The organism is Pseudovibrio sp. POLY-S9 (genome assembly GCF_001431305.1).
Taxonomy (GTDB): domain Bacteria; phylum Pseudomonadota; class Alphaproteobacteria; order Rhizobiales; family Stappiaceae; genus Pseudovibrio.
Genome location: NZ_LCWX01000186.1, coordinates 2,136 through 7,404, shown reverse-complemented (window position 1 = coordinate 7,404; position 5,269 = coordinate 2,136). Strand labels below are relative to the sequence as shown.

The following is a 5,269-nucleotide window of genomic DNA, read 5'->3' as shown; positions in this document are numbered from 1 at the left end:
TCCCGGTCCCTCCCTGAATGCCATGTTAATGTGTCAACCATCTCTCCGAACACCTGTCACCTATGTCTCCGGTATGTACATCAAAGGCCGGGATGACACTGAGGGGGACGTGGGGGTCTAAAGGGTGCGGCTCTGAGTGGAGGCATTGGTGCGAGGGCGTTGTGGATTGAGGTGGGGCTGGTTTTGCAGTGGAACTGATGGGCGGAGTAGTCGCCTCTGGTGTCATCCCGGCCATTGAGCCGGGATCTATAACCACTTGCGGTGTTGAGTAATGCAGTGAGGGAGATACGTCCCCCCGAATTGCGTCTCCCTGTGACAGTGCGAGCTTCATTTGATGACTGAAGGTGTTTGTTGAGGTGAAAGCTGACGAAGATTGTGCTCTGTTGCTGCCTCTTGGTGTGCCCCATTGATACCGGGGGTATGGGTCCCGGGTCTGCGCCCGGGATGACACCGGGAGGGGATGTGGGGCTTCAGGGTTGCGGGCTTTGAGGGGAGGCATGGTGTTGTGAGGGCGTTGTGGTTTGAGGTGGGGCTGGCTTTGCAGTGGCACTGGTGAGCAGAGCGGTTGCCTCCGGTGTCTTCCCGGCCATTGAGCCGGGATCTATAACCACTTGCAGTGCTGATGTATGCAGGGAGGGAGACGAGGCCTCCCCGAATTGCTCCTCCCTGTGCCAATGCAAGCTTCATTTGATGACTGAAGGTGTTTGCTGAGGCGGTGGATGTTGAGGAAGGTTGTGCCCTGTTGCTGCCTTTTGGTGTGCCCATTGATATCGGGGGGTATGGGTCCCGGGTCTTCGCCCGGGATGACACCGGGAGGGGATGTGGGGCTTCAGGGTTGTGGGCTCTGAGGGGAAGCATGGGGTGTGAGGGCGTTGTGGCTTGAGGTGGGACTGGTTTTGCTGTGGCGCTGATGAACAGAGTGGTCACCTCTGGTGTCTTCCCGGCCAAGGAGCCGGGATCTATACTCCCTGTAATCATTGGTGAGTTTGTGCAGTGGCGGCGGGGGATTGTTAGCTGCATACTTGGTGCATGTCTTATTACATGTACATTCTTGCGAGCCGGAAGCATGGGACGCTTTATGCCGGCGTGACTAATAATCTACCTGAACGTGTGCATCAGCATAAGACGAAGATGAATCCCGGTTTTACGGCCAAGTATGATGTTTCCAAGCTTGTCTACTATGAGGTTTATGAGGAACCTCATGAGGCTATTCGCAGAGAGAAGCAGATGAAGCGTTGGAAGCGGGACTGGAAAATTCAGGCCATTGAGGAGATGAACCCTCATTGGGAGGATTTGTCACTCTCTTTGCATTTTGGGTAGAGGCTGGTGGGTATGGGTCCCGGGTCTTCGCCCGGGAAGACACCGTGGGGGCTGCTTTGCGTTTTATCGCGAGCACTATGGTTGGAGAGCTTTCGGGTGTTTGTGGTGAGGGCTTTGTTGATTGGTGAGTGTGGCGTTGGTGGTGAGGTGGAATGGGTCCCGGGTCTTCGCTGCGCTTCGCCCGGGATGACGCCGTGGGGCTGCTTCGAGTGAGATGACACCGTAAGGCTGCTTTACCGGTGATGGCCTGAGCTGATGGGAGCCCCCTCACCAACCGTTGCAATAATGCATGAGTGGGGGAGGTTTTGGGTTTGGGCGTTGACAGGTTGTGGGGTTGTGTTTCACACTCATATGTGAGGCCTAGAAACCTCACGTCAGCGGTACCCGCTCCCGTAGTCTAGCGGTTTTTTTGTGCCTATCTTATAGTGCGCAGACCCTTTGCTATGAGCGGGAGGGCGGTGAATACAACACCTCCTTCGGGAGGGAATAAGCTCGCCTGTCTGACTCAGGTTTCTAGCCTCCCGCTCGCCAGCGAGCCCTAGGAAGCTTTTTTGGCGTTGCGGATCTTCAACACCCTAGTCAGTAAGGGGATTGGAATGGACGTTTCTGCATGCGCGCCAAGCGCCACAAATACTATCGATAATGAGTTAGATGAAGTTCTCATCGCTGTTTCTGATCTTGAAAATCTTGCTTATTTTCAGCAGCTTGTGCTGAGTGAGCGGATGAACCAGAGCAGTGAGCGGGATGCTTTGTTCACTTTGCATTATGCCTTGCGAGACCGCATAGAAGCGTTGAGAAAGACCTGTGGGGTCCTACAGCAGGTCGTCGACCCACAACCGATCAGTACAACATTGACGCTTCTTGAGTAACGGGTTGGGCGCGGGGCGCTGAGCCCCCTGCCCTGTTCGGCTGCGTTGGCGCCTCTTCTCGTCATTCTCCTCGATGTTTGAGGTGTGCCTTTTCACTGTGCCGGTGCAAAGTGGCGTTTCGCCGTGGGCGGAGCCTCACCACGCTTTGTCTGCCGCCCTCTCGCTTGTTGTTTGCCCGCGACCGGCAATAGCAAGCGCTTGCACCCTGCTGGTCTGCGGTGAGTAACGTGCTCCGCAGGCCAGAGCGTTGTGCTGGTGTTATGGCGTAAAAATGCAGAACAGCGTGAAGACGACCGCGATGATAGAGGCTAACGCGATGTAATAGGGCCGTGCGCAGGCGCTGGCGTAGTTGGTGTAATAATCTTCCAACTGCCGCGGCGTTGGGTTTGGTGGGTGTCGGTCAGGTTCACGAAGTGGGAAAATCAACATTCTGGCTTCTTTTCTTTGAGGAGAACTAAGCCTATCTTTCCCTGTGTTCTTTCTGCCGGATAGCGGCCAAATTTCAAAAGCAGTTTTCAAAAATGAAGGTTCGATTGCTGGATAATCTCAATGCATTCCTCGTGCTTGCGGCTTGCGGTACGCTGAGTGAAGCCGCGCAGAGGCTGTCGTGTAGTCCTGCCACGCTCAGCCGCCGTATGCAGCAGCTGGAAGAAGATGTGGGGCTGAAGCTGTTTGACCGGGTGCAGGCCGGGTATGCGCTGACCGAGGACGGGCGGGATGTGCTGGAGCAGCTGGAGCCGTTTCAGTGTGCCTATGCCGGGTTTGAGCAGTGGCTGAGCGCGAAGTCTCGCAAGCCGCAGGTTCGGGTTTCTGCCGGAAGCTGGACCATGAAGTTTCTCAGCATGCATATTGGTGCGCTGTGCAAGCCGGAGGACGGGTTTGAGGTGGTGTTCATTACCAGCGAGGACCGGCTGAACATCAAAAAGCGCGAGATCGATATTGGGCTGCGCAGCTCAGCGCCTGCGGAGATCGGGCTGGCGAGCAAACGTCTGCCACCCGTGGAGTTCGCGCCTTATGTGGCGGCGGGAGCTGACGCGGCGGTGGACCAGCGGTGGCTCGGCATCGCGCCGGAATACGCCACGACAAAATCCTCACGCTGGTTGCTGGAGCAGCATGGCAGTGAGATGGTGATGCAAGTGAGCTCTCAACACACTCTGCTGGACATGCTGTGCGCAGGCGCTGGCGCTGGCGCTTCCATTTTGCCAAGCTTTCTGGGGGATACGTCGCCTCAGTTACGGCGGTGCGGGCCGGTGATTGAGGAACTGACCAAGCACCAATGGGTGACAATGCATGATGACCGGAGGCACTTGCCCGAGGTGCGGATGATGACGGACCGGATCGTCCACGTGATCGAGCAGCATCGCGGGCGGGGTGCTGGCGCGGTGTGAGTGCGCTGCATACCTGCGGCCTATCTCTTCAGCCCGCAGGTGAGCTTTGTAATCGGCCGATTGCTTAAAGGATGGCCTTCGCGATGTGACGGGAGATCTCAACCATCTCCCCCAGGTTGTAGAACCTGAACTTCACCTTCCCAAGCCCAGATATAACGAGGTCGAGCTCAACATCTGCGTCCAGCGTGCCAGCTGTCTCGACAGAATACGCCGTCACCTTCTTATAAGGGAGCGATGTGAAGTCACGCTTCTTGCCGGTAAAGCCCTGCACGTCGATTGGCATAACCCGTAAGTTTGTAAAAACAACGCCATCCCGACCAGTTGAATAAGAACCTAAAACTTCTTCCCCCTCAATCAGCAGCCCTGGCACCAGCTCTGTAAAGCTGTCATCTGATGACAACGAGAATTCGCTATGGACATCAAAATCTATCATTTAATCCTCACTCAAAATTGCTCATGGCAATTACATCAACTTAAAATTGAATTCAACATTATGTGTGAGCGCTGAGAGCATCTGAAAATGAGAAACATCAGCAGCATGAGAACTGCCTGCGATGGACTAACTCAGCGATAAGATGTGATATCGGGAAGATTGGAAAGAAAAACGCAGAAAAATCGCCAGATGGCATCGAGTTATTCTGATTTTCAGGGGAATTAATGGCGGAGAGACAGGGATTAACCTGTCGAATTAAAATCAATGCTTTAGTTTGCCCAGCCTCGGCAACACCCCCACTGAAACTATTGGGCTTTTTCTCAAAACGACCAGCCCCTTTTCCTCCCTTCTCAGAGGGGAGGAAGCGGCTATGAACAGCCTGCAAACAGCCTCCCTGAATGTCCCGCAAGAGCTGAAGGCCATCGCCTATGAAGTACGTAGGATTGGCACCCGCCGCAGGTCAAATCCAGAGACGTTTCTGGTCGAGAAAGAAGAAGCCAGCGAACGCCTGCTGAAGCTCGCCAAAGTGCTGGAGGTGATCCAGTGAGCAACGTCACCAAAATCCAAGCCAAGGCATCTCTAGCCAGCTCCTTCGCTGTTCAGTACTCGGACAAGCAGAACTGGTGTGTTGCCATCACCAAGGACCGCAACCTCTCTGCAAATGATGTTCGCGTGGGTATCATCCTGTGCGAGCACATCAACGCCAGGTCAGGCAGAGCATGGCCGTCTATGGAAACGCTCGCCGCTGAAGCCAACGCCAGTCCACGAACTGCAAAACGTGCCATCAAGAAGCTTTCAGAGCTTGGCTACATCACCATCAAGCGGAAATCCGGCAGAGGTCATTCCAACGTTTACGAGCTGGTTTTGGCCTCTGTAAAAGGTGACACCACTGACACCATTTATGAGGAAAAGGGTGACACGCCTGACACCTTTTATACCCCTAAAGGTGACAAAACAGACGAGAAAGGGTGCCAAACCCTGCCTGAAAAAGGTGACACCGCTGGCACGCTAAATAAAACAAATAATAAAATAAAAATAACTAAACACGCGCCCGCACACGAGGCGCCACCAGTTGCCAAGAAGCATTTTGTCAGCACCAACGACCCAATCTGGTCTCATGTGCAAGCGGCCTACCAGCTGCTCAAGGACGAACGCCTGCATCCGCAGCAGTTCCGAAAAGGCTTTGGAGGAATGGTAGACACCAAGGTTTTCTCCAAAGCGTATCTTCTGCAAGCTGGGACAGACCTCAAGCCCAAGCC

General features: G+C 54.6%; 7 protein-coding genes. 5 read left to right on the top strand and 2 right to left on the bottom strand.

Annotated features, from left to right (window positions below):
- Positions 1-1,029 precede the first annotated feature (1,029 nt).
- Together PPL9_RS18275 and PPL9_RS18270 are read left to right on the top strand one after the other, a co-directional pair.
- Complete coding sequence (locus PPL9_RS18275; RefSeq protein WP_057464034.1) at positions 1,030-1,320, top strand: GIY-YIG nuclease family protein; 291 nt, start codon at positions 1,030-1,032, stop codon at positions 1,318-1,320.
- 596 nt (positions 1,321-1,916) lie between these two features.
- A complete protein-coding gene (locus PPL9_RS18270) occupies positions 1,917-2,189 on the top strand; it encodes a hypothetical protein (RefSeq protein WP_057464033.1) in 273 nt (90 codons plus the stop codon).
- A 258-nt stretch (positions 2,190-2,447) separates the two neighbouring features.
- Here the strand turns inward: PPL9_RS18270 and PPL9_RS32815 are convergent, their stop codons facing one another.
- Entirely contained in the window at positions 2,448-2,618 is a 171-nt protein-coding gene (locus tag PPL9_RS32815; protein ID WP_193758245.1) for a hypothetical protein, read from the bottom strand.
- 92 nt (positions 2,619-2,710) lie between these two features.
- On the opposite strand from PPL9_RS32815, the gene PPL9_RS18265 reads away from it, so the two are divergent.
- Positions 2,711-3,577 (top strand): LysR family transcriptional regulator, encoded by an 867-nt coding sequence (locus PPL9_RS18265; protein WP_057464032.1) that lies wholly within the window; start codon positions 2,711-2,713, stop codon positions 3,575-3,577.
- 64 nt (positions 3,578-3,641) lie between these two features.
- Here the strand turns inward: PPL9_RS18265 and PPL9_RS18260 are convergent, their stop codons facing one another.
- A complete protein-coding gene (locus tag PPL9_RS18260; protein WP_057464031.1) occupies positions 3,642-4,010 on the bottom strand; it encodes a PH domain-containing protein in 369 nt (122 codons plus the stop codon).
- 370 nt (positions 4,011-4,380) lie between these two features.
- Between PPL9_RS18260 and PPL9_RS32440 the strand changes: the two genes are divergently transcribed.
- Positions 4,381-4,557, top strand: coding sequence for a hypothetical protein (locus PPL9_RS32440; RefSeq protein ID WP_161831347.1), 177 nt, complete (start codon positions 4,381-4,383; stop codon positions 4,555-4,557).
- A partial coding sequence (locus PPL9_RS18255) for a helix-turn-helix domain-containing protein (protein WP_161831345.1) occupies positions 4,554-5,269 on the top strand: 716 nt, incomplete at its 3' end. The genes PPL9_RS32440 and PPL9_RS18255, both read left to right, overlap by 4 nt.